This window comes from Eleftheria terrae (genome assembly GCF_030419005.1).
In the GTDB taxonomy this organism is placed as follows: domain Bacteria; phylum Pseudomonadota; class Gammaproteobacteria; order Burkholderiales; family Burkholderiaceae_C; genus Caldimonas; species Caldimonas terrae.
Window position 1 is genome coordinate 3,029,312 of record NZ_CP106951.1, and the last position, 22,440, is coordinate 3,051,751.

Below are 22,440 nucleotides of genomic sequence, written 5' to 3' on the forward strand. Positions count from 1 at the left end.
GGCACGAGGAGCGGTGTCCGCGCCTGTGGTTGCAAAGCGTCGTTGCGCCGTCTACACCCGCAAGTCGACGGACGAGGGCCTGGACCAGGAGTACAACAGCCTGGAAGCCCAACGGGACGCCGGCCTGGCCTACATCGCCAGCCAGCGGCATGAAGGGTGGGTGGCGGTGGCCGATGGCTACGACGACCCGGCCTATTCCGGCGGCAACCTGGAGCGCCCCGCGCTGCAGCGCCTCATGAAGGACATCGAGGCCGGTCGCATCGATATCGTGGTCGTCTACAAGATCGACCGCCTGACCCGCAGCCTGGCCGACTTCGCTCGCCTGGTGGAGGTGTTCGACCGCTGTGGCGTGTCTTTTGTCTCGGTCACCCAGCAGTTCAACACCACCACCAGCATGGGCCGGCTGACGCTCAATGTGCTGCTGTCCTTCGCCCAGTTCGAGCGGGAAGTGACCGGGGAGCGCATCCGGGACAAGATCGCGGCCAGCAAGGCCAAGGGACTGTGGATGGGCGGCATGCCGCCGCTGGGCTACGACGTCGTGGACCGAAAGCTGGTGGTCAACGAGGCAGAGGCGGAACTCGTGCGGCACATCTTCCGCCGGTACGCCGAGCATGGCTCGGCGGCCACGCTGGTACGCGAGCTGGCCGTCGAGGGGCGCACCACCAAGTCGTGGGTGACGCAGTCCGGCAAGCTGCGGGAGGGCCGGCCCATCGACCAGCAGTACCTCTTCTTGCTGCTGCGCAACCGGGTCTATCTCGGCGAAATCGTGCACAAGGGTGAGCGCTATGCGGGGCAGCACCCGGCCATCGTTTCCCCTGCCCTGTGGGACGCTGCGCATGTGTTGATCGACGAACGCAAGCAGGGTCCCCGCCAGCGCCGCTCGGAGAACCCGTCGCTGCTGACGGGCCTGCTGTTCGCACCCGATGGCCAGCGCATGCTGCCGACCTACACCGACAAGAAGAACGGCAAGCGCTATCGCTACTACGCGCCCTACCTCTACAAGCGTCGGTCGGCCTCCTCGGTGCGGCACCCTGGGCGCCGCAGCATCGGGTTGATTCCAGCGGCCGAGATCGAAGCAGCCGTGCTGCAGCAGATCCACGCCGCACTGCGGCAGCCGGAGATGCTGATTGCCACCTGGCGCTCAGCGCAAGGTCACGCGGCAGGTGCTGAGATCGACGAGCCCCGCGCAGTGGTGGCGCTGCAGCGCATCGGTGACGTCTGGGATCAGCTCTTCCCCGCCGAGCAGCAGCGCATCGCCCGCTTGCTCATCGAACGGGTCCAGCTGCGCGACGACGGGCTGGACATCGTCTGGCACAGCGACGGCTGGCATGGCTTTGGGCCGGAGATCCACCGGCATCCCTTCGTGGAGGAGCAGCGGATGCGGAATGCTGAGGTGGAGTTCGCGTGATGGTGCAAGCAACACGACCGGTCAACAGCCCTCGGCGCACGGTCACTGTGGAGCCTGCGGGGGAACCGCGGCAGTACCGTGATGGAGTGCAGAACGTCACATTCGTGCCGCTGGCCATCAAGCGGCGCCACAACCGCAAGCTGCTCACGCCGCCACCGGGGACCCCGACGCTGACGACGCAGGCCACACTGGATGCCTCCATGATCAAGATGCTGGGCAAGGCGTTCTACTGGCAGCGGCTGATCGACAGCGGCGATGTGCTGCACGCCAGCGACCTGGCGCGCAAGCTGAAGCTGGAGCCCGGATGGGTGGCGGAGGTGCTGCGGCTGACCCTGCTGGCGCCCGACATCGTGGAGGCCGTCCTGGAAGGCAAGCAGCCGCGGCAGCTGAACTTTCAACTGCTCCGCGGGCGAGAGGACTTGCTACCGCGGATGTGGCAGGAGCAGCGGCAGCTGTTTGGCCTCACTGCACGCTGATTGGCTGGGAGCGGCATGCTGCCGGGCTTGTGCCTGTGACTCAGTGCCTGCCGCTTCGGAATGTCTCTTCCGTGCCGTTGAAGCCCCGGACATGCCACAAATCTCTGAGACTTTGAGCACGCCGGAACGACCGCTATGCAGCGGAAGCGGCCGTTTGTAGCGGCAGAATTACCGCTCTGCGACAGCCAGCCCAGCCGATTGCGCACACGCGCGTCTCTTGGAGAAAACGTGCAGCACTTGATGAATGACAAAGACCTCTACCGCATGGTTGACGAGGTTCTGCACTACATATGGGATCCCATTGGGGTCGCTGGCGAACCGCGTGCGCGGGACGAGTACTACGCCTACGTGCCAGGCGTGTTCTCCCTTGTGCGCGATGGGAAAAACGCTGAAGAAATCTCGGCGTACTTGCGGAACATCGCTACAGAGCGAATGGGCCTCACGGCGGTGCCTGAGGCCGATTCCACGGTGGCTCGCCTGTTGCTCGAATGGAAAGAGTTAATCCGCATCTCACCGGCTACCTTGGAGACCAAGCTGCCACCGATGCCTGACTACGAAGAATGAAGAGTTGCCGCGTGAACTTCCGCTCACAGCCTGAAGCCGCCCCGCTTCGCAGCGGAAGCGGACATCGGCTGAGGTACGCTTGACCGAATGGAACCAACTCGCGCTTATCTCGCCGCTCCGGAGATTGGGCGTACTCGACCCGCAGAGGCAGCGGGGGAAGTCAGGGTTGTGGTCGAGAACTACAGCGATACCTCAAACCCTTGCGGGCGGTCGGATGCGCATCTGTCAACCGACGGAGGACGGTCGTGGAGCGAGCTCCCGTGGACGCTGACACTGAAGTCTTGGTTGCGTGCGTTGGGTCGGCGTTGGCCGCCGCATGACATCTACATCACCAGCTTGGACGAGGATCAGTTGAAGACCTCGTACGTCGACAACGAGTATGACGGTCCAGTGGACCGGAGGGCTGTATTTGACCTCCGAGCCAGGCGCTGGCATCTGCTGGCTTAACTACGACGGGAGACCGCTTTCAGCCTGAAGCGGCTGGCGGCTCCGCAGCGGAAGCAGACGTTGGCGTTGCCGGATGCAGCGGGGGACTTGGCCGTCAGGTGTTGCCGTCGGAGTAATACTGACCCACCGCGCCGGAGTAAAACTGACCCGCCTGGGATGAAGATGGCGGCTTTGTCCGCCGATGTTGACCCAGGAGCAAGCAGTGGAGATCAAGGTTCTGGCCCGGCGGGGCGTGAGCATTCGGGAGATGGCACGGCAGTTGAACTGTTCGCGCAACACGGTGAGGCGGTACCTGCGCGACGAGGAGGCGAGGCACTATGGCCCGAGGGCACCGAGGCCTACCAAGCTCGACGCGTACAAGGACTACCTGTTGGGGCGTATCGAGGCGGCCAGGCCGCACTGGATCCCGGCGGTGGTGTTGCTGCGCGAGATCACCGAACTCGGCTACAGCGGCGGCGTCACGCAGCTCAAGCAGTTCATCAACGAACACCGCTCAGTGGCCGAGGAGCCGGTGGTGCGTTTCGAGACACCGCCGGGCAAGCAGATGCAGGCCGACTTCACCCATATCCGGCGCGGTCGCAGTCCGCTGCTGGCCTTCGTCGCAACCCTGGGCTACAGCAGAGCGGCCTGGGTTCGCTTCACTACGAACGAGCGCGCGGAGACGTTGTGCGAGTGCATTGGCCAAGCCTTCGAGTACTTCGGCGGCGTGCCGCAGCACGTGCTGTTCGACAACGCCGGCACCATCGTGGTCGAACGCGACGCCTACGGCGAGGGGCAGCATCGCTGGCACAGCAGGATGCTGGAGCTGTCCGAGCGGTACGGCTTCGCACCACGACTGTGCCGGCCCTACCGAGCCAAGACCAAGGGCAAGGTCGAGCGCTTCAACTCCTACCTCAAGGGCAGCTTCTGCGTCCCGTTGGCTGCCACGCTCAAGCAGGCCGGGCTGAAGCTGGACGCACAGGCGGCCAACGCGTATGTGGGCCGCTGGCTGGCGGAGGTGGCCAACAGCCGGGTCCACGCCACAACGCAGGAGCGACCCGATCGACGCCTGCTGGTCGAGCGGGAGGCGCTGCTGCCGCTGCCGCAGGTGAGCCGACCGGATCTGCCGGTGCGCCAACTGCGGCACCTGCCTGTGCCGGTGGAGAGCCTGCAGCACCCGTTGTCAGTCTACAACGAGCTGCTGCAGGTGCCGGCATGAACCTGCAGCACGAACGCATCACCAGCCTCTGCGGCATGCTGAAGCTGGAGCGCATCGCCAGCGAGTGGCCAGCGCTCGCGCAGCGTGCGGCGCAGCAAGATGCCAGCCTGGCTGACTTCCTCGAGCAGGTGCTCGTCGAAGAGAACAACGCCCGTCTGGAACGCCAGCGCAGCGCGTTGCTGAAGATGGCCACGCTGCCGTCGGTCAAGACGCTGGAGGAATACGACTTCGGCTTCGCCAGCGGTGCGCCACGGAGCCAGATCCAGGATCTGGCGGCCCTGAGCTTCGTCGAGCGCGCCGAGAACGTCGTCTTCCTCGGCCCCAGCGGCGTTGGCAAGAGCCATTTGGCGCAAGCCCTGGCGTACCGGGCGGTGATGGCGGGCATCAAGACGCGCTTCATCACGGCGGCCGACCTGATGCTGCAACTGGCCACGGCCCACAAGCAAGACCGACTCGAGGATTACTTCAACCGGGCGGTGGTGGGCCCCAAGCTGCTCGTCGTTGACGAGATCGGTTATTTGCCCTTCGGGCGCGAGGAGGCGACGCTGTTCTTCAACGTCGTGGCCAAGCGGTACGAGCGCGGCAGCATTGTGCTCACCAGCAACCTGCCGTTCAGCCAGTGGTCCAGCGCCTTCGCCGACGACCAGACCCTCACGGCTGCGCTGCTCGACCGGCTGCTGCATCACGCGCACATCGTGCAGATCGCCGGCGAGAGCTACCGCCTGAAGGACAAGCGCAAGGCCGGACAGGTCAAGCCGAAGAATTGACGCAATGAGGCCCCGGGTGGGTCAGATTTACTCCGACGCCATCGCCGGAAAGTGGGTCAGTTTTGAACCGACGTTGACAGTCAGGTAAGCTGGCGCACCATGAAAACAGACGCCTATACGTCCGAGGCAATTTGCAGATCTATGGGGATCGCGTCGTTCGAGAACGATCCTGCGTGCACGGACGCCGCGGAAGCGATTCGCTTGTTGCTCATGCCATCGTTCCATCCCGAGATCTGCATCACATTCGGGCTTGGAAAGGTCTCGGTGGTGTGCGCGCGGACGATGATTTGGCGGCATTTCGAGCCGTCGCCGGTGCTCACCGACCGCGGTGAAGGCGCTATCAGGCAGGCCGAGTTTGGCGGCCTGCTTGACTCGATGACCCAAATCGCAACTTCGCCTGACGCCGTCCCCGGCATCATCATCGATGGCATGCCAACCGAACTGCTGCATCTCCGTGCTGGGGCGATCGCGTTGAAGGTCGGAGGAAACGGCGGCAAGGCGGGCAACTTCTCTGTTTTCATCGCGCACGCGATAGCCTTGGCTTGGGACTCGATTTCGAACGCGTACTGCCGCAATGCTCTCTCGGACGCGGCCAACTACGTCGGTAAGTGCCTGCCTCGCGTGTCAGAGCCGCAGCGGAAGCCGGTTATTGAAACCGTTGTTCTTGGTCTTGAGGAAGACCGAGCCCAACTGATGGAAGCACTCCGAAGGAGATACGACAGCTCAAACTGACCGGGACTCAAGCGCGCTAGCGACCGCTCTCAGCCTGGAGCGGCGGCTGCACTGCAGCGGAAGCGGACTTCGACAAGGTAGGCTGGGGCGCCATGGAACATCATCTTTCAGTCAACCAAGCTCTCGCGCGTTTGGCGGAGTTGGACGGCCAAGACATCAGCGTGCAGGGCATTCTCAGTTTTGATTTCGAGGACGTGTGCATCAGCCACTTCCCCGTCGCCGAGCGGAGTGAGGGCTATCGATCTTCCATTTGGCTCACGGTGGGCAGCGGTGCACTCGGATTTGACTAAGAGGTTTGCCGCCGCCTCTCTGGGAAGCGGGTGGTGGTCGAAGGCACTCTGTCAGCAGCGAGCGCCACCATGGGCTGTGGCCACATGGGGATGTGGCCCGCAGAACTAGTCGCTAGGGCTTTGCAACGTGTTTGATTCACGTCCGCTCTCAGCCTGATGCAGTCTCGGCTGGGCAGGCGGAAGCGGACGTTGCAACCGCCGCTGGCAGGTACGATTCCGCCGCACATGGAAATGACCATCTGAGAATGATCGAACTCAACATCCACGAGGTGCGCCAGAACGCAGGCGGCGGAAGCTCAGTGGTCATCTTCGAGGCGGAGGTCCACTTCACAGAATGCGGTCAGACGACAGTGCGAGTCGATTCGGTTGTGCCTCAAGAAACCGACCCAGAGCTCGTCGAAGAAGCGAAACGCGGCATCCTGCGCGGCGTTGAACATGTATTGCAGCCCCTAAACAAGACTGCTTCCATCCTGTTCGCCGGCTCGTCGTGAACGCCGTTGACTTCAAGCCCTCGAGGTTTACGCTGCTTACTGCGCTTGAGCTGAAACGTTTGATGGGCTAGCTGCGCGCCGCAAGGGCTCGACGGCGCAAGGACCGCTTTCAGCCTGAAGCGGCTGCTGCACTGCAGCGAAAGCGGTCGCTCGCGCAGCGCGGAAAAGCGGTCTTCGTCGGCGCAAGAACGGGTTGCGCATCCAGCCTTTGACTCGGCTAAGCTCTCTTTCAAAGCATGTTAGGAAGACATGATCGATCGCGCGCCGTTGGTACGAGATGCCCTCAAAGAAGTCGCCCGTTGGAGGACAGCCCCCACTTCGAGTTCGGATGAATCGATCTGCGCGCTCCTGACTTCCTATCCCCCGCATGGTCCCGTCGCGGACTTGATTTGGGCGGACCTGCCCCCTTCCGTCCGATGTCAGGATGCAGCCGATCTACTGAGCCTTTGGCTATGGAGAACCTCCGACAATGGCGCTCAGATCATGAGGACGGTTGAGCGTTGGATAGACGAGTGCTCGGACTCAAGGAAGATCGCCGTTGCACTGAGCTTGGAGGGCTATCCATTCATAGATCACCGCGTGAGGCTTGCCAAACTGAGAATCGTGGGTGTGAAGTTCCCGGAGCATCGGGCTCGCTGCGAATCGATGATTACCGAAACAGAGGCCATGCTCACTCGGGAGTCGACCGCTCGCGACGGACGGCCGCTTTCAGTCTGAAGCGGCTAATGTGACGGAGAAATCGAAGGGCTGCTTAAGCATGGACAAGAAGGTGCACGACCCTGCTCCATACGTCGCGATGATGCGAAACGGCGCAACGTCGGAAGAGGTGTACAGGCAAGCTCTGAAGGACGGCTTCAAGAGGTTCGAGTGCGTCGCGCTTCTCTGCGGCGTGTTCGACCTTGAGCTGGACGAAGCGAGGAAGATTGGTCATCGGGTATGGAGCGAGGACGCCGAAGCCACCACGACGGACAGCAAACGGCCCCCGCCAGACAGGAGCCTGCCGGCAGGGGCCGAGCAAGTTCTTGCGTAAGCTCCCCTGTCAAGCAGACAGTTGAATACTGAAGTTTGCGGCGGTTGTGGTCGTCAAATGTCCTAGTCGAGACTTGATCTGACAGACAAGCCGTCAAGCGACGGCCGTATCGGCGTGAGGTGTCTGCTTGATCTGATCCAGCTGTTTATCGTACGCCAGCGTTGCACTCTCGATAAAGGTCTGCAGCGGCGTCTTACCGTAGCAGTACTTGCCCGAGTGCGTCCGCTCGGCGTTGTAGCTCTGCATCCACTCGTCAACGTCCACCTGCAGTTCGTCCAGCGAGTTGTACAGCTTGCGCCGGAAGGCGCTGGCGTAGAACTCGTTCTGGATGGTCTGATGGAAGCGCTCGCAGATCCCGTTGGTCTGAGGCCTCTTCGTGCGCGTGCGCGTGTGCTCGATGTTCTCCAGGTCCAGATACAGCGCGAACTCGTGCGTCTCCCGGTTGCCGCAGTACTCGCTGCCACGGTCGGTCAGGATGCGCAGCAGCGGCACCCCGTGTTCCTCGAAGAACGGCAGCACCCGGTCGTTGAGCATATCCGCCGCCGTGATCGCATGCTTGCGGTCGTAGAGTTTGACGAACGCGAGCTTGCTGTACGTGTCGATGAAGGTCTGCTGGTAGATGCGCCCTACGCCTTTGAGATTGCCCACGTAGTAGGTGTCCTGCGAGCCGAGGTAGCCCGGGTGCTCGGTCTCGATCTCGCCGTGCGCTTCCTTCTCCTGCTTGGCCTTCTCCAGCGCACGGACCTGATCCTCTGTGAGAATCACGCCCTCCTGCGCCACCTTGGCCGACAGCGCCTTCAGGCGCAGTTGGAAGGTCTGCAAGTCATGGCGCAGCCAGATCGTGCGCACGCCGGCGGGTGATACGCTGATGGCGCGCTTTCTCAACTCGTTGGCAACGCGCACCTGGCCGTATGCCGGCTGCTCCAGCGCGAAGTCGATCACCGCTCGCTCGATGATGGGGTCCGCCCGGTTCTTCAGGTTGGGCTTCTTGCGGGAGATCTCTGCGAGCGCCGTTTCTCCGCCCGTCTCGTACAGTTCCTTGAAGCGGTAGAAGCTGTCTCGGCTGAAACCCAGCACCTTGCATGCTTCTGATACGCTGCCCAGCGTCTGCGCCAGCTTCAATAGCCCGATCTTGTTGCGAATGATCTTCTGATCTTGTGTCATCTGACTTCCTTGAACGCCCTGTCGGGCAAGGGTAATGTCAGATCAAGTCGTAGCTATGACACGTCAAACGTGGCATGAACTGGCGTGGCGGAATGCCGCCCAGCGAGTCATGCGGTCGGTACTCGTTGTACTGCGTTATCCACTCCTCGGTGATCGCCTTGACTTGTTCAATCGAGCTGAACAGGTAGGCGTCGAGCACCTCGGTGCGGTAGGTCTTGTTGAATCGTTCGATGTACGCGTTCTGGTTCGGCTCGCCGGGCTCGATGTAGTTCAGCGCGATGCCGTTGCGCTGCGCCCATTTCACGAAGTCATGGCTGGTCATCTCCGGGCCGTTGTCCATGCGGATTGACTTCGGCGGTCCGTACCACTCGATCAACCGATCCAGCGTCCTGATCAGCAGCGTCGAAGGGATGGACTGCGACACCTCGATGGCCAGCGCTTCGCGGTTGGCCTCGTCGATCACGTTGAGCGTGCGGAACCGCCGTCCGTCGTACAGCACGTCGTGCATGAAGTCCAGCGCCCAGCCGTCGTTGACAAAGCCGGTGGCCGCCAGCGGGACCGGAACTCGTTTGGGGATGCGTTTTCTCGTGCGCCGCGGGATGTTCAGCCCCAGCTCGCAGTACACGCGCCAGACCCGCTTGTGGTTCCATGGCCGGCCATCCAGGCGCAGCCGGTCGAAGCACTTCCAGAACCCCCAGCGGCCGTTCTTCTCCACCACGCCGTTGAGCGCGTCGATGACCTCGGCATCCTTCTCCTGGGGTAGTACCGGCGTCTTGTAGTACGCCGCCCGCGACAAGCCTGCAACCGTGCAGGCTCGCGCAATCGACAAGCGATGCTCGGTCACCATGACCTGCACCACCTGCCGCTTCGCGGACGGCGTCAGAACTTTTTTGACAGCACGTCCTTGATGGCCGCGTTCTCCAACGCCAGGTCCGCGTACATGCGCTTCAGCCGCGAGTTCTCGGCTTCGAGTTCGCGCATGCGCGTCAGGTCCGATACCGTGGCCCCAGCGTACTTGCTCTTCCACGCGTAGTACGTCGCCGCGCTGATGCCGTGCTTGCGGCACACCTCGGCCACCAGCATTCCGGCTTCCCCTTCCTTCAAGATCGCCACGATCTGGCTCTCGCTGAACTTGCTCTTCCTCATTCGGCCTCTTCCTTCCTATGACGCCGCATTCTCCAAAAATCGGTTGTCTACTCACAGGGGGAGCTTACGCTTGCGGCGCTGGGACAGTTGCAGGCCAACGAGCCGATCGACCAATCCTGCCACTTTTGCCGGGGGCTAATCACCGGCCAACCCCTCGGAAGTCCAACGTCCGCTTGGAAACTCGCTTGTCCATGCGGCAAGTCGAGCACTACTTTTCGTGGGCTTTGAGAGCGGATACCGATCCGCGATCAAGGACACCGCTCGATGACCGCTTTCAGCCTGAAGCGGCGGCCGCAGCGCAGCGAAACCAGACGAATCAGGCTCAAGTGACTGGGAGCTCCGACGCCCCTATTCCGGCAGGGCCGCGTGACGTCCCCCGCCGTTGTATCGAATTCTGGCTTTCGATTTGCGATTAGCGATCTGTGCCACGTTGGCACACTCGCGGCACCAATGGCCCCGACGGATTATTGAGAGCGGCGCGTGCCAAAGGTGGCCTCGGTCGCACACCCAGCTCAGCTTGGTGGCGGCATTGATATAGGTGCTCGACAGACACTCGCCACCTCGGGCGCGAGCCGCTTCATGCGCCGCTTCGATGCTCAGCCGCTTGCTGTCCTTCGTGCATTCGAGGCACCATGACCCGTTGAGGACGTTGCCGCCTAGAGCTTCCCACCTGTGGCCGTTTCCGCAGCGGAATCGATAGCGATGGCGTTTGCCAAGGTAGGCATCGCTTTCGCAGCAACCGCCCTTCTCTGCGGCAGCAGCGCGCAATCGCTCAAGGCCGTCCGACAGAAGGTAGGCGTGCCGCTTGTGCTCATCTGCACAGGCGCCGCACCAAGAGCCGCGCAGCACTTCCGCACCGATCGCGTCCCACTGGTGATCCCGCGCGCATTTGAAGCGATAGCGGTGTAGGCCTCCACGGTAAGCGTCGCTCAGGCACTGCCCGCCGAGACCAGCGGCGATCGTTTGCAGGCGCTGCAATCCGTCCACCAGCCGCCGCTGGCTCTTGGTTTTCTCTGCTGTGCACCTTGGGCACGCTCCTCGACCAGCTGTCGACAACATGTGCTTCGGAGCGCGTAGCCATTCATGCCCGCAAGCGCAGCGAAATCGGTGCGGGCTCTCCACGCCCTTCCACTGCGACTCGAGGCATGTCACTCCATCCCGCTTGGCGGCTTCGTGCAAGTCCTGAAGCATCCCCTCGCAGCGGCACTGCTCGCAGAAGCCCTTGCCGCGCAGCAGCACGCTGGGATAGACGTTCAGCTCGTGTCCTTTCCCGCAGAGGAAGCGGTGACGGGTGTGCCAGCCGGACCAGGTGTCGTCGAGACACCGCCACCGGAGACTCGCCACACGCGACCGCAGCCTTTCGCTGCGGCTCAGGATGGGGTGCGGTGATGCGGAGAGGCTGTCGTTCATGGGAATCGATCGGCAAGGAGCACGCCCGGAACAGCTCAGCCTTTGGAGAAGTTGCCCAGCGTGGCAATCAGCGTCGCTCCGCAACTGATCTTGTGTCCCTCGAACGCCACCGGCACCCCGTCGATCGTGTAGTTCGGGTCGCCTTCGACGATGGTGCAGTTCTTGTGGCCCTTCTTTGGGCACGTGCACTTGTCGCCCAGACGAGCGACTGGGATGCCCATCACGGTGTGATGAGTCGCTGCGACGCCAATGACCTTGCCGCCATGGCTGGTGGGATCCCCGAGACGAATGATGTTGGGCATGTAGCGTCAGCCGGTGCTGTCTCAAACGCGCTCAATGCTGCTCATAGTTGGAGGGGTCAACCGTCGGGGTCGCTGCGTTCTTGAACACGTCACCGCCCCGCCGATGCTGCTGTTTCCGACGCTGTTCCTCGCCCGGTGGCGTAATGAACACGATGCTTGTCTCCTTGTCGTCCCGCATATTGATCGCTACGCTCGTTCCGCCTGCGCGATAGCTTCCCATGATGCCAATGCTTATCTGGGCAAACAAGGTTGCGGCGCCGGTGTCACCCAGCTTCCGATCAACGTTGAGCCACTGCCCGACTTTTCCGGGATCCAGCTCCGGGCCGCCTTGATCGCTCCAGTCGTTGAGCACATGATGAAGTGCGACTGTCTGATCAGTGTTGCCCCCTGTCGCCGAGACAATCCGGGATGGCGCCTTTAGCCGGTCGCTCTCGGGGAGAGATTGCAATGCCCGCTGCCAACCGGACGCCAACACAGCGGCGCGTGCGTCGCTACGCGAAAGCGCCTGACCATTTTCATCGACGGTTTTCACAAACACAGGCCGGTGCACATATCCAAGGGTCGGAAGTCGATCAAACGATGCGAGTTGGTCCTTGTTCCACGGCACCGGAAACCAGGGCGTAGGCTTGAAAGAACGATTCGGAGATCCGGCATCCGGTTCGCCGAGCTTCGTCCAAGGGGAGACGCCTTCAGAATACACCCCGGAGTTCCGTACGAAATCAGTGCTGACTTTCAGCCACTCATCTACCGTCGGGCGCCGCCCGCCCCCTTCGCCGCGGCCGGCCCGCTGGAAAGCGTCGTATGCAAGGTACAGCCGACGCGCTACTCCTCGCCGATTCAGTTCTTCAACGCTCGCTGAAGCTTCATCCACGTCTTCGAACGCCCATTGACGGAGTGCATTGACACGGTCACGCCGGGCCAACACCAGCACCACGTCCGTATCTGGAGTCTCTGGCACATAGTGCCCATTCCGTAACAGTGCTGGTGTTCCGGGTGCACGGTGAAGATCGCGCGGTTCCAGACCATCGTTGCTTGTTAGCACCACGAATGGGACATCGCGATGGTTGTCAAAGAACTCGAAGACGTCTTCCAGCAGCCTATCGGGGCGTTCTTCGAAGCGGCGCGGTCCCGCAACAAGTAGATGCCACCCCATTCCCACGACGTCCACTGCATCTGCGATGCCAATCTGCGGCGCATCGGGGCGATCTGCCATTGTTGGATCCGAAATTGGCCCACTGGCGTTGAAAACCGGGATGCCCCAGTACATCGGAGTTCCGCGCAAGCCGTTGTCTACTGCGTGCGCAACCCTTGTCGCAGCTTGCCCTGCTTTATCGTCTGCACTCCAAGGGTACTTCTTCGGGTCTTGCTCCCGAATACTGGACACTGCCCCTCCGTTTTGCAGCGCCTCCCACAGTTGACCTTGCCGGTACTTCTCAAAGGTCACGCCAAGACCGACCACTTCCAGCACTTCCGTTCTCTCAACTTCAGCACTAGGCAACGCGGCAGTTGCGGCCGCCGGATGGGAGGGTGGATGGCCGGAAGACGAAGCGGATTGTCGAGCCTCGCCCTGTCCGACATGCCATCGCCACCCGAAGAAGGCCGCAACAACAAGCACTGGTACAGCAATCCACCACATGATCCGACTCGTCATCGTTTGGTTCTCTGTCATCAGGGCGTTGGGTTCAACAACGACCATTCCAAGGGTTACCCACACGGGCAGCAAGACAAGAAGTGCGAGGATGGCGGCCGCAAAATATCGCCACAGCACTGGCGGTCTACCAAGTAATGCTCTCATCGGTACCAGGCAGGATATGGCACTCCGGGGGCAATGATGACCCCCTTCTTCGATTCAAAGATGACGCTTTTAGGGGCACCTTCTGGCACGACAGGGAGGGATCTGGGCAACTCTCCGCCCGTGAAATACTGGCTTGTCTGCTTAATGAGCGACTTCCGCCACTCGGGTTCAGCCGAGTAGTATGTGTTATATCGCTTCTCGAAGCGGCGCCACGTGAGGAAGCCCGGACGAGCGGTGGCAGTGTCCCGAATGCGCCAGTCGGCGACCGCGCATAGGTACTCGCAGAAACCTGGATCGCTGGTCGCCTTGCCGCCGCCAATCGCTACATCGTAAGCCGTCACATTGCGATGGTTAACGCGGCTACCGAAGATTGCGCCATGGAACGATCTCGTGGCGATACCACTCACTTGCAACCTTAGCCGAGCCTCCTCGCTCGACTCTTCGCGCTCAAGGAGCAGTTTTCCGGTGGGCCTGCCGTTCTCGAGGCACTCGTATGCCGCAGTGACGACGGGCGTCTGATCCTTGGTCGCCTTGCCTGCGTTATAGAGCGCTTTGGCTACGTCCCTCATGTGAAAAGCCGCGCGCACAGGGCCGGCGAACACAGCTGGTTGTGGACTGGGCTGCGGGGCCGGACGTGCACCGGGAGGCTCCATTGCAGCATGCACTGCCCGCACCTTTTGGTTGTCATCCTGCTCATCAACCAGGGCCCAGAAACGCGCCCGCCTCAGATTGCCGGAAGTAGGGCCAATGCTCGCGTCTACCGGGTCGACTTCTTCATATGAGCCGCGAGGTGATCCCGGAGGCGCCCTCCTCGGCTGTCCCGGCTTGGCATCTTCATCAAGCCCCCCAGAGTACATGTCCGCAGGGACTGGTTTAACCAGCTTCTCGCCATTGATCCACCGCCAGCCCGTTCGTTTTTCGTCGGGAGGGACCGAGGCCAGATCGCCTTGGGAGCGCCCCCCGTAGTCCACAGGGTCTTGCCAGAGGCTGCGCACGCCCGCAAGGTGAGAAAACGGGTGCTCGCCGGGCATCCGAAAAGCGAAATAGTGCGGCTCTTGTCCGACCAATACCGGGGCCCCGCGTGCCGGATCAGGCCGCCTCCGAGCGGTGAAGACACGTTGAAAGAACGCGCCTTTCATCTCGTTCATGGGTTGCCGAGTCACCTTGATTTTTTCCCACGACCTGGGATCAAAGACCGGAGATGCGACGTGATAGGAATTGCCGCGGTTGAGTCTGCGCCATTGATGACCTTCAATGTAATCCGGCAGTCCTTGCCACCCCATTCCGACCACGTTCTTGAACGCGACCGTGGCGTCCTCCGGACAGAAGTAGAGGTACACCTTTCCCCGGTTATCTCGGTCGTTGCCGGCATCCCACCGGCCGCCGACCACACCTTGGAAACGAGGCTCCTTCAACTTCGTGATTTCCGGTGTGGTGTTCTTTGCGGATTGCACACCCTTCACAATATTCACGAGGGTCGACAGACGTGCGCCGAGCGTCTGGCCGGAGGCCAAGAACCGGTAACGCAGTTCGCTCATCAGCATGTCGTCCACCCCACCGCCAGTGGACGTTTCCACCAAAGGGTCCTCGTCAATGCTATAGGGCGGATGGGTGAGCACCAGCGTATCAGCCGGCCGCAGACCCTTTTCTATCAAGAATGCCTGGGCGAGCAGGCTCAGCATGCATCCCTGGCTGTGCGCCACCAACGAAACAACTTCATTCTCATCGTAGTCACGAATGATCGAGATGAGAGCGGCGAGCCTCATGGCCGCGAGGATCATGTACATCCGGCCGGGAGCCGCAAGCACTGGCCTTAGAGGATCTCCCATAGCGAGGTCAGGAATCCCGCCAGTGGCTCCAGTCCCCTTGTTCCACATGTCTTGCAGGTTATTGGTCGCGTTGGCAAAAGCGCCTCCTTCCTTGCTGAAATCAGCATCAAGGCGGTTGCCGTAGTAATCGGTGTTCTGACCGTGAGGAAGTTTTTCGCCCGATTTTGCGCGGCTCGTCTGCTCTCGGAAGCCCCAGTAGAACGGAATGACCGGGCTGTACGTGTTACCGTCCGGTTTACGGCGGAAGAAGACGCCATCGGGGTCCGCTTCCAGCTTGCTATGGTCTTGCTCTTCGTAATTGCGCCAGGGTGCAGCACGATAGGGAAGCTGGTTGGGCGGCGTACCGGGCCACAAGCGATCGTTCAACCCCTCGCAGAGCCCGGCTTCGACATTTCCGTAGCCCACACCTACGTCGTTGACGCCGTGGATGACGATGATATTGCCGGGGAGCGGCGGCCTCACCAGCACGGCGCGGTCGAGTTTTCTATCCGGAACCAATGCCGCTCGAACTTCGGTCTCTAGACTATCCCAGCGCTTATAAATTCCCATTTCCGTTGTCCGTATAAAGGCGGTCGCAATCGCGGCAGCTGGTCAGCCAGCCGATTCGTTCAATATTTGAATTGCCGCGATATGCATTGCATCACGCTGCAATAGCTCCGTGAATCCGTTGGCGTCGCTGATGCCCTCGGCGACACTTCCGTCGCTCAATGCAATGCGGTAGCGACGGTTCGCGGCTGGAAGTGCCGATTCTTTGTCGCCCGGGTATTTCAAGACGAATCGCTGATCAACGTTCCCGGCAGCAAAGGCCGGAAGGTCAGTACCCATGGTCGCTGGTCCGCCATGAGGAAAGCTCGACGCTTTACTGGTAATCGTGCCACTGGTCCCGAGAGTGATATCGCCATCAATCTTTATGAATGAACCGGACTCGCTGACCAGCTTGATGTCCTTGGCCATCAGAGTGATGCTGCCCTGCGCGCGCACGACGATGTCCTTGGCGGAATCGACGAGCGTGTCGTCGTGCTGGCTTTGCAGCTGCAACGCACCCTGGTGAGCGATCGCTTTCAGCCCATCGTGATGAGAAAACAGGCTGAGCCCCTTGCCAGCATTGACGTTGAAGCGCTGGCCGCTGGTGAGCTGCAGGTGCTGCTGGGCCACGGTGTCGATGTTCACCCCGGCATAGCTGACGAGGCACTTCGGCGTGGCGAAGCTGATACCGGCGGGCGCCGTGATGCCGATACTCGGCGCATCGGATGGCGGTGACTTCGGGTCGGTGTTGCTGCCATTCTCCCAGTCGTGGACCGCCTTCTTCAGCTCATCCTGTGGCTTCTCATCGATCGCCAAGGCTTGGTGCTCGGCGGCGTACTTTCCGAGCGCCTTGAACAGCTCGAGGCACTCTTCCATCAGAGTTTCATATTCCGCCCGCGCGAGCTGGCCATCACTCGCGTTGAGCCGCTTCCATGCGGAGATGAGCAGACCTTTGGCGGCGCGGATCGCACCGCTCTCGTCTGAGCGCAGCTCGAAGCCTTCCCCCCTCGGCTCGGCTTTGCCGTCCTGCCGAGGATGGGTCAAGTAGCCCAGGTTGAGCTGACTGTGGCCGTGCTCGCTGGCGGACTGGAGGCTGATCTCCCCTGGCGTGTCGTCCGCACGCACTTGGTTATAGCGCTGCCCGTGCACCTCCTTGGTCTTCAGCCCGGTGAGGTGCTTGTTGCCGGGCAAGTTGCCTTTATGGCTGAAGTTCACCGGCGGCGTGGTGGAGCCATGCAGCACACCGGCGATATAGGGTCGGTCCGGATCGCCGTCGGCGAACTCGACCTTGACCTCCATGCCGACGCGCGGAATGGCGTCGAGGCCATAGTGCGCCCCGGCCCACAAGGTCATCCAGCGCACCCAGGCGCTGTCTGCGTCGGTGCCATTTGTGCCCGCGCCCTGCGCATGCTCGTGGTCACGAGAGTTCAAGCCAGGAAACTGGATCTTCACGCGGCCTTGCTCGTCGCACCACACTTCCTCCCCTTCCGGACCGACCACGATGGCCGTGGTCGGTGGCGTAGGCGGCAGGTCCTGCTTTGGGTTCCATGCCGGGACCAGCGGCGTGCCGCGCTGCACCGCAATGAACCGATTGCGATAGCGTTGCTGAGCATCAAAGCTCGGAGTGCTTCCGCCGGAGAGGTGACTACCGGCCCAGCCGGGGACGTGCCGCTCGCACGCTGCGAAAAGCGCCTGTGCGCGGTCGTTCAGCTCCTTGGGCAGATTGTTGTCGCCCTCGTGGTGCAGCTCGATGGTGATGTACTGGCGTTGCTCAGCGGAGCGAGTGTCCAACTCCGGATGGCCGGCGATGGTGTTCCACTCCCCAACCGCCTGGTCACGATTGCCACCGCTGCCGTGAGTACAAGCCGCCTCGAACTCGTGGCGCAGCATGCGCAACCGCGTCAGCCGCTGGTGATCTGCGTAGCTGTCGCCGGCATGCGGAGGCTCCACCACCGCGTCCTGCAGCAGCGCCGCGAACTCGTTGCCGCTCTCGCCTTGATCGATCACCGTGGTCTCTTCGACCTGGCTGATGCCCGATACCTTGTAGTCGTAGCTGCTGCGCCGCGTGCTACCCGGCACCAGTTGGACCGCCGAAGCCCACAGCGTGATGCTGTCGCGCCGCTCCGTACCGTCCAGGCGGTGATAGCGAATCTCCCCCGCCGCGTTCTGGGGCAGCTGCATCGCGTCATCAAACAGCACCAATTGGTGCCGCGGCGTGTCGTCCTTGCCCTCGCCAGCCACAGGACGGAAGAACCACGCCAATCCCGACCGCTTCCACAGCCGGCGGAGAAAGGCCGCGTCGGTTTCGTTGGCCTGGCGGATGAACTCGCGCTTGGGGTAGCGACTGGCTTCAAGACGAAGCAGTTCATAGGTAAATGAACGGGCCAGCGCTGGGTAGCGTTGCAGCCACTCGTCCAGGAGCACCCGTGTGATCTCCAGCACGCTCAGGTTGCGAAACACCCGGCTGTTGACGCGCCGTTCCATGACACCGAGCGCATCGCTCATGGTCAACTGGTACAACGTCAACGAGCCGTCCGACTGGCCGCGCCGGGCCGCCGTCACGAGACCGCAGATGGGACGCAGACGCCCGCTGTCGGTCACCAACTGCACTTCCAATGGCAGCGCATTGAACTGCTGCAGCGGCAGATCCGATCGAGTGCTGAGGCAAGTGATATGGCCCTCGATGCCGCCGCACAATGATTCGCGGATGTCGATCCGTTGGAGCAGCAGCACCTTGTCAAGCACGCCGTGGCGCCCTGCCAGTCGCATGCGCATCGGACGATTGACCTCGTCAAACGCCTGCTCGGCAAAGACACTCGCGAGTGCGTCTGTCAGGTCAGACAGATTCATGCTTGGAAGACCTCCCTCGGATCTTTTTTGCTATTTGTGCCGGCCAGCGATCGGTGCTGATCGCAGTACCCGGATTTGCGCCGCGAAAGTCTATCGTGCGCCCTAGGTGATTCCACGGGCGCAGCCCCCCTCTCTTGGGGGGCTGCTGGCGCCGATCTCCCTCAAATGAGCGGAAAACACCGCCTTCTAGCTGCTTGTTGCTTCTGATTTTTATCAATCGGGATGCGTGTCCCGGGGAGCGGCGAGGACGGTCAGGGACGACGCTGGAGCGTTGCGCCATCAAGCGCATCCGCGGCAGCTTGCTGGAGACGGGCGAAGATCTCCCGCATCGCCGGATCGACGAATGCGAGCACCGGATTGCTGTCGGCTCGCCGCCGAAGCAGCGCGAGTGCGGTGCAGCGCGGCACGTTGCGCAGCGGTCGCAGTGCCACCTCCCTCGGCCGGTGAAGCGCAAGGACTGAAGGAAGCAAGGCCACACCCAGCCCTGCCGCGACCAAGTCCAGGACCCGGTGCACCGTCGCGACCTCATAGTGCACGTAGGGCTGGAATCTGGCCTTCGCAAAGATCGGGTCGGGCCGGTCCCCGCGTGCGAGCCAAGACTGCTCACTGAAGGCCGCGAATCGGTCCTCGACGAACTGCTGCAAGCTCAAGGACTCTTGTCTGGCTCGGGGATCTTGCTGGTGCATTGCTATGCAGAGCCGGTCCTCCAAGTGGCACGCCACCGACACCGCGGAATGTCTCGGCCGCAGGCACGCCATACCAATGTCGATTTCATTCGCAAGCAAGGCTTCGGTTTGCTCAGTGCTTGCGATGTCGCGCACGTCCATGTCGAATTCGGAGAAGTGTGCCTGCAGCCGGGCTGAGAGCTCACGCAGCACCGGAATCGCCAAAGAAGGAGCGATCCCGACCCTGAGTCGGTGCTTCTCCACGCCCCTTGCACGACGCGCCAGGTCTGCCAGACGTCCCATGGACGCAAGTTGCACTCGGGCCTCGGGCAACAGCGCTTTGCCGGCGGGCGTCAACACAACTCCCCTTGCATGCCGAGCGAACAGCAGGACCCCTAGCTCTTCTTCTAGTTGACGGATCTGCTTCGACAAGGCTGGCTGAGCGATGAACAGTCCCTCTGCCGCCACACTGAAACTGCCGGCTTCTGCAACAGCTGCGAAGTAGCGCAGGTGTCTTAGCTCCATTGGACCTCCCATAACTTTCAGGAATGGGTCCCAGACCCAATATGTCATTGAAGTGCGGGCCCAACTCGGCGAAAAATAGCGCGTACACAGGGAGGCAGCAATGGGGAAAGAAGGATTGGTCGAGATTAAGGCGACGGCAGCCTGGCGGTCATCCTGCAATCCATTCAGAGCCCGGTCGCATGTTCTGCGTCACCCTCACAGGCTCGGCTCCCCAACTACCGTCAGCAGCATCAGAACCGGCTGACTGCATTCCTTAACCGATAAAGGCTCCTGCCCCAAAGAGGGTGTGGGATGGGCGATCTTTGCCTGCGCGCTTTGCAGGCGATCTGAAGGAGAAGCATGCTCGACGGTCACACGCCATACGGCTTCTGGTGCTGCGCAACGCTTGCACGTGACGTCTCGTGGCAGCGAAGGCGCATCTGGTACCGGGGACTGGAGCGACAGCTACGCTCAGATGGATTCATCACTGGGCTTCACCGCTCGGTGCTGGTGGCACTGGACCGCTGCCCCAGTGGAGAGCGCCGGTACCGCTATCGGCTGGTTCAGGTACTGCTGCAGGACCCCCTCCTGATCGTCGCGCAGCTCGGCGACCTTTTGCCAATCTTGGAGATCGATGCAGGTGATGCATCGGGGACCTTTGGATGGAAGGCTACAGGGCTGCCGCATGGGTCCTCCCCCGCGTTCTCGAGGGCGACCTTGCACAGCATTCACTGCGGTGTGACGCGAGCCAGCCGTTCAGCGGCCCGATGCAATGTGGAAAGGCGAATCGGGAAGAGCCCGTCGACGACGGCTGCTCCTCCACCACAGCACGCGGTGCTTGCAGCACTGCGGCTGTAGACGGTTACTGCTCGTCGCGCGAAAGGATAGAAGGAGGAGACCGGGCCAGCGATCAAGCAGACGCGCTTGTAGCTGGATGAGCCAGAAAAGCGCCCGCTGGGTCCTTCCCTGTGGGAGGTTGTCTCTTTATTCTGTCCGCGCGGCGACGCCGTAAAGGCGCCGACCCGAAGGTGCAGCAACACCTCGGATCGGCTAACCACAATCAACTTGAACTGGAAGTCAATCGTGGCTGATGTCAATCATAGGCCGGGCGAAGCATTGCCCACAACCAGCAAGCTAGAGAGGAACGAGCGCTACCTCAGCGTCAATGGGGCGTTCCTCCCCTACGACCGAAGCCGGCAGCCCTCTGGCGTGGCGGACACACCGGTACCGTGGGTGCGCCTGCGTGGCAAATGGCTCAGGGACGCAGGCTTTGAGGTGGACACGCAGGTGCGGGTCCGCGTCATGGCCGGGTGCTTGGTACTGACGACGGACTGAAGGAGGGCGAACAGGCCGCTAGCAGCGGCCCCCTCCCCCATGGTGCGTTGAGCCGTCGGCGCCCGTCGCTCCCGCAGTTGTCCACCACAGCTGTGGACAGGTTTGTGAGCAGACGGTGCAGACCCCTTGCGAACGGGCTCCAGTAGCTGGTTCCCAGTGGCACGCTGCAATTTCTAGCAGGTGCCCCGGCTCACCTCGCCAACCGTCACCCACCTCTGAAGGAAATGAGCATGCACGCACATGATCAGGTGGCTGCGGCCATCGATTTGCGCATCAAACAACTCGCCGCCCAAGGCGCGTCTGTGGAGATCATTCTCGACCGAATGCTGGGCTTCTTGCCTGGCCTGCGGCAGATCCTCGAAGGAGCGACAGAAGCGGAGCTTGCTGCCCTGTACGAGCGCTACGTCGGATTCCAGACGTTCGCCTGCCTGTGGCGCCATGCCTCGGACTGGGTGAGCCAGCAGGACTCGCTCAAGAGCGCGGAGCTCGCCATCCCTCGTGCACTGCATGAGCCGTTCTCGGCGATGCTGTCGGCGACGGCCGCGCTGGAGATGGCGTTTCAGTCTTGCCTCGACGCTGCAGCGCCGGATGTGCTGGCGCAGCAGCTCGCGACGCTGAGCGCCATGCACGTCGAATGGCTCCGTCAGGCCAAGCAGGTCATCAACGAGCTGGCTGGCCTCGATATTCCCTTGGAAATCACGCAGTACATCACCGACTCCGTCACCGATGCGGCTGATCGGATCAAGGTGCTGGAGGCGCAGGTGTTGGCACGGGTTCCCGAGACCTCTGTGCCGCGAGCGGCGTAACGCGAGGCGATCGGCCGCATTTGCCTCCCGAACCTGAGGGCGCGGCCGCTCTCACTCGGCTGCGCCCGCCTCGGGCGCCTCCGCAGCAGCGGACACCGCCGCCTTGCGCTTCCTGGCGGCCGGTTTCGCAGCCTTCTTCGATGCGGCCTTGCGCCCGGGCGCCTCAGCAGTTCGGCGCGAGGCCTTCTTGGCAGCCGGCCGCCGACCGGCGGAGCGACGCTTCTTGGCTGGCGCCCTCCGGTTGGCAGCGCTGACTCCGCCGGTGCCTTCGGCTGCGACAAGGAAAGATTCGATGGCCTCGCCTCTCTCCAGAGCTTCACGCAGCCAGCGCGGGCGAGGGCCGCGGCCGGACCAGCTGTTGCCGTGCCCGTCTTGGTACTTGGGGCCATCTTGCGTGGGCGCCTGGCTCGATGTCTTGAGGGCGGTACCGCCCTTCGGTCCGTCCCCGAACACGTCCTCTGCGGTGAAGCCGTACAGCGAGGCCAGCTTCCGGATCTCTTTCAACGCACCCGCGCCTTCCTTACGCCTTGCCGCTTCCATGCGATGCTGCAGGGCTTCCATCTCATTGCGCAGTTGGGCGTAGGTCTTCGGCATTGAACAGTCCTCCAAAAGAAGGGTGGCCGAGCATACTTCACTGAGCCCGTGGCCTGGCGGCTCGTCCCTCCAACGGTTGCGACAGGCCGAAGCACCAGCCACTGACGCCCTA

At 62.2% G+C, this 22,440-nt stretch carries 20 protein-coding genes; 11 read left to right on the top strand and 9 right to left on the bottom strand.

Going from position 1 to position 22,440, the window contains the following annotated elements; genetic code table 11:
* The first annotated feature begins 13 nt into the window (after positions 1-13).
* From N7L95_RS13380 to N7L95_RS13420, 9 genes are all read left to right on the top strand, one after another.
* Complete coding sequence (locus N7L95_RS13380; RefSeq protein WP_301255743.1) at positions 14-1,408, top strand: recombinase family protein; 1,395 nt, start codon at positions 14-16, stop codon at positions 1,406-1,408.
* A gap of 86 nt (positions 1,409-1,494) precedes the next feature.
* A complete protein-coding gene (locus tag N7L95_RS13385; protein ID WP_301255744.1) occupies positions 1,495-1,884 on the top strand; it encodes a hypothetical protein in 390 nt (129 codons plus the stop codon).
* Between the two features lie 240 nt (positions 1,885-2,124).
* Positions 2,125-2,448 (top strand): hypothetical protein, encoded by a 324-nt coding sequence (locus tag N7L95_RS13390; RefSeq protein WP_301255745.1) that lies wholly within the window; start codon positions 2,125-2,127, stop codon positions 2,446-2,448.
* A 628-nt stretch (positions 2,449-3,076) separates the two neighbouring features.
* On the top strand, positions 3,077-4,093 hold the full coding sequence (gene istA, locus N7L95_RS13395) for an IS21 family transposase (protein WP_301255746.1): 1,017 nt from the start codon (positions 3,077-3,079) through the stop codon (positions 4,091-4,093).
* Positions 4,090-4,860, top strand: coding sequence for an IS21-like element helper ATPase IstB (gene istB / locus N7L95_RS13400; RefSeq protein WP_301255747.1), 771 nt, complete (start codon positions 4,090-4,092; stop codon positions 4,858-4,860). The genes istA and istB overlap by 4 nt, the downstream gene beginning before the upstream one ends.
* Before the next feature lie 99 nt (positions 4,861-4,959).
* Complete coding sequence (locus tag N7L95_RS13405; RefSeq protein WP_301255748.1) at positions 4,960-5,592, top strand: hypothetical protein; 633 nt, start codon at positions 4,960-4,962, stop codon at positions 5,590-5,592.
* Positions 5,593-5,684: 92 nt separating this feature from the next.
* A complete protein-coding gene (locus N7L95_RS13410) occupies positions 5,685-5,882 on the top strand; it encodes a hypothetical protein (RefSeq protein ID WP_301255749.1) in 198 nt (65 codons plus the stop codon).
* A gap of 245 nt (positions 5,883-6,127) precedes the next feature.
* The gene (locus N7L95_RS13415; RefSeq protein WP_301255751.1) at positions 6,128-6,373 is read left to right on the top strand and encodes a hypothetical protein; all 246 of its coding nucleotides are present in this window, start codon (positions 6,128-6,130) and stop codon (positions 6,371-6,373) included.
* 757 nt (positions 6,374-7,130) lie between these two features.
* On the top strand, positions 7,131-7,403 hold the full coding sequence (locus N7L95_RS13420) for a hypothetical protein (RefSeq protein WP_301255752.1): 273 nt from the start codon (positions 7,131-7,133) through the stop codon (positions 7,401-7,403).
* Positions 7,404-7,496: 93 nt separating this feature from the next.
* On the opposite strand, the gene N7L95_RS13425 is transcribed toward N7L95_RS13420, so the two are convergent.
* The 8 genes from N7L95_RS13425 to N7L95_RS13460 all read right to left on the bottom strand — a co-directional run bounded on the left by N7L95_RS13425 (position 7,497) and on the right by N7L95_RS13460 (position 19,614).
* Positions 7,497-8,567, bottom strand: coding sequence for an IS481 family transposase (locus tag N7L95_RS13425; protein ID WP_301255661.1), 1,071 nt, complete (start codon positions 8,565-8,567; stop codon positions 7,497-7,499).
* A gap of 37 nt (positions 8,568-8,604) precedes the next feature.
* Positions 8,605-9,713 (bottom strand): IS3 family transposase gene (locus N7L95_RS13430; RefSeq protein WP_435870022.1). Its coding sequence is split into 2 segments (ribosomal slippage): positions 8,605-9,452 and positions 9,452-9,713, totalling 1,110 coding nucleotides; the frame shifts between segments, so codons are not numbered across the junction.
* A 348-nt stretch (positions 9,714-10,061) separates the two neighbouring features.
* Positions 10,062-11,123 carry a hypothetical protein gene (locus tag N7L95_RS13435; RefSeq protein WP_301255754.1) on the bottom strand — a complete coding sequence of 354 codons (1,062 nt, stop codon included), beginning with the start codon at positions 11,121-11,123 and terminating at the stop codon, positions 10,062-10,064.
* Positions 11,124-11,158: 35 nt separating this feature from the next.
* Entirely contained in the window at positions 11,159-11,425 is a 267-nt protein-coding gene (locus N7L95_RS13440) for a PAAR domain-containing protein (protein WP_301255755.1), read from the bottom strand.
* Between the two features lie 31 nt (positions 11,426-11,456).
* A complete protein-coding gene (locus N7L95_RS13445; RefSeq protein WP_301255756.1) occupies positions 11,457-13,193 on the bottom strand; it encodes a type VI lipase adapter Tla3 domain-containing protein in 1,737 nt (578 codons plus the stop codon).
* Positions 13,194-13,216: 23 nt separating this feature from the next.
* The gene (locus N7L95_RS13450) at positions 13,217-15,598 is read right to left on the bottom strand and encodes a T6SS effector phospholipase Tle3 domain-containing protein (RefSeq protein ID WP_301255757.1); all 2,382 of its coding nucleotides are present in this window, start codon (positions 15,596-15,598) and stop codon (positions 13,217-13,219) included.
* Positions 15,599-15,640: 42 nt separating this feature from the next.
* The gene (locus N7L95_RS13455; protein WP_301255758.1) at positions 15,641-18,424 is read right to left on the bottom strand and encodes a type VI secretion system Vgr family protein; all 2,784 of its coding nucleotides are present in this window, start codon (positions 18,422-18,424) and stop codon (positions 15,641-15,643) included.
* Positions 18,425-18,675: 251 nt separating this feature from the next.
* Positions 18,676-19,614, bottom strand: coding sequence for a LysR family transcriptional regulator (locus tag N7L95_RS13460; RefSeq protein WP_301255759.1), 939 nt, complete (start codon positions 19,612-19,614; stop codon positions 18,676-18,678).
* Positions 19,615-20,826: 1,212 nt separating this feature from the next.
* Here N7L95_RS13460 and N7L95_RS29620 point away from each other — a divergent pair.
* Both N7L95_RS29620 and N7L95_RS13465 read left to right on the top strand, forming a co-directional pair.
* Positions 20,827-20,928: a SymE family type I addiction module toxin gene (locus N7L95_RS29620; protein WP_363324881.1), complete on the top strand. Its 102-nt coding sequence runs from the start codon at positions 20,827-20,829 to the stop codon at positions 20,926-20,928.
* Between the two features lie 230 nt (positions 20,929-21,158).
* Positions 21,159-21,734 (top strand): hypothetical protein, encoded by a 576-nt coding sequence (locus N7L95_RS13465; protein WP_301255760.1) that lies wholly within the window; start codon positions 21,159-21,161, stop codon positions 21,732-21,734.
* A 51-nt stretch (positions 21,735-21,785) separates the two neighbouring features.
* On the opposite strand, the gene N7L95_RS13470 is transcribed toward N7L95_RS13465, so the two are convergent.
* Positions 21,786-22,328, bottom strand: coding sequence for an H-NS histone family protein (locus N7L95_RS13470; protein ID WP_301255761.1), 543 nt, complete (start codon positions 22,326-22,328; stop codon positions 21,786-21,788).
* Between the last annotated feature and the right edge of the window lie 112 nt (positions 22,329-22,440).

Coding starts and splice junctions, on each gene's coding strand:
- N7L95_RS13390 (WP_301255745.1), top strand. CDS start 2,125: ATGAATGACAAAGACCTCTACCGCATGGTTGACGAGGTTCTGCACTAC.
- istA (WP_301255746.1), top strand. CDS start 3,077: ATGTTGACCCAGGAGCAAGCAGTGGAGATCAAGGTTCTGGCCCGGCGG.
- istB (WP_301255747.1), top strand. CDS start 4,090: ATGAACCTGCAGCACGAACGCATCACCAGCCTCTGCGGCATGCTGAAG.
- N7L95_RS13405 (WP_301255748.1), top strand. CDS start 4,960: ATGAAAACAGACGCCTATACGTCCGAGGCAATTTGCAGATCTATGGGG.
- N7L95_RS13410 (WP_301255749.1), top strand. CDS start 5,685: ATGGAACATCATCTTTCAGTCAACCAAGCTCTCGCGCGTTTGGCGGAG.
- N7L95_RS13415 (WP_301255751.1), top strand. CDS start 6,128: ATGATCGAACTCAACATCCACGAGGTGCGCCAGAACGCAGGCGGCGGA.
- N7L95_RS13420 (WP_301255752.1), top strand. CDS start 7,131: ATGGACAAGAAGGTGCACGACCCTGCTCCATACGTCGCGATGATGCGA.
- N7L95_RS13425 (WP_301255661.1), bottom strand. CDS start 8,567: ATGACACAAGATCAGAAGATCATTCGCAACAAGATCGGGCTATTGAAG.
- N7L95_RS13435 (WP_301255754.1), bottom strand. CDS start 11,123: ATGAACGACAGCCTCTCCGCATCACCGCACCCCATCCTGAGCCGCAGC.
- N7L95_RS13440 (WP_301255755.1), bottom strand. CDS start 11,425: ATGCCCAACATCATTCGTCTCGGGGATCCCACCAGCCATGGCGGCAAG.
- N7L95_RS13450 (WP_301255757.1), bottom strand. CDS start 15,598: ATGGGAATTTATAAGCGCTGGGATAGTCTAGAGACCGAAGTTCGAGCG.
- N7L95_RS13455 (WP_301255758.1), bottom strand. CDS start 18,424: ATGAATCTGTCTGACCTGACAGACGCACTCGCGAGTGTCTTTGCCGAG.
- N7L95_RS13460 (WP_301255759.1), bottom strand. CDS start 19,614: ATGGAGCTAAGACACCTGCGCTACTTCGCAGCTGTTGCAGAAGCCGGC.
- N7L95_RS13465 (WP_301255760.1), top strand. CDS start 21,159: ATGCACGCACATGATCAGGTGGCTGCGGCCATCGATTTGCGCATCAAA.
- N7L95_RS13470 (WP_301255761.1), bottom strand. CDS start 22,328: ATGCCGAAGACCTACGCCCAACTGCGCAATGAGATGGAAGCCCTGCAG.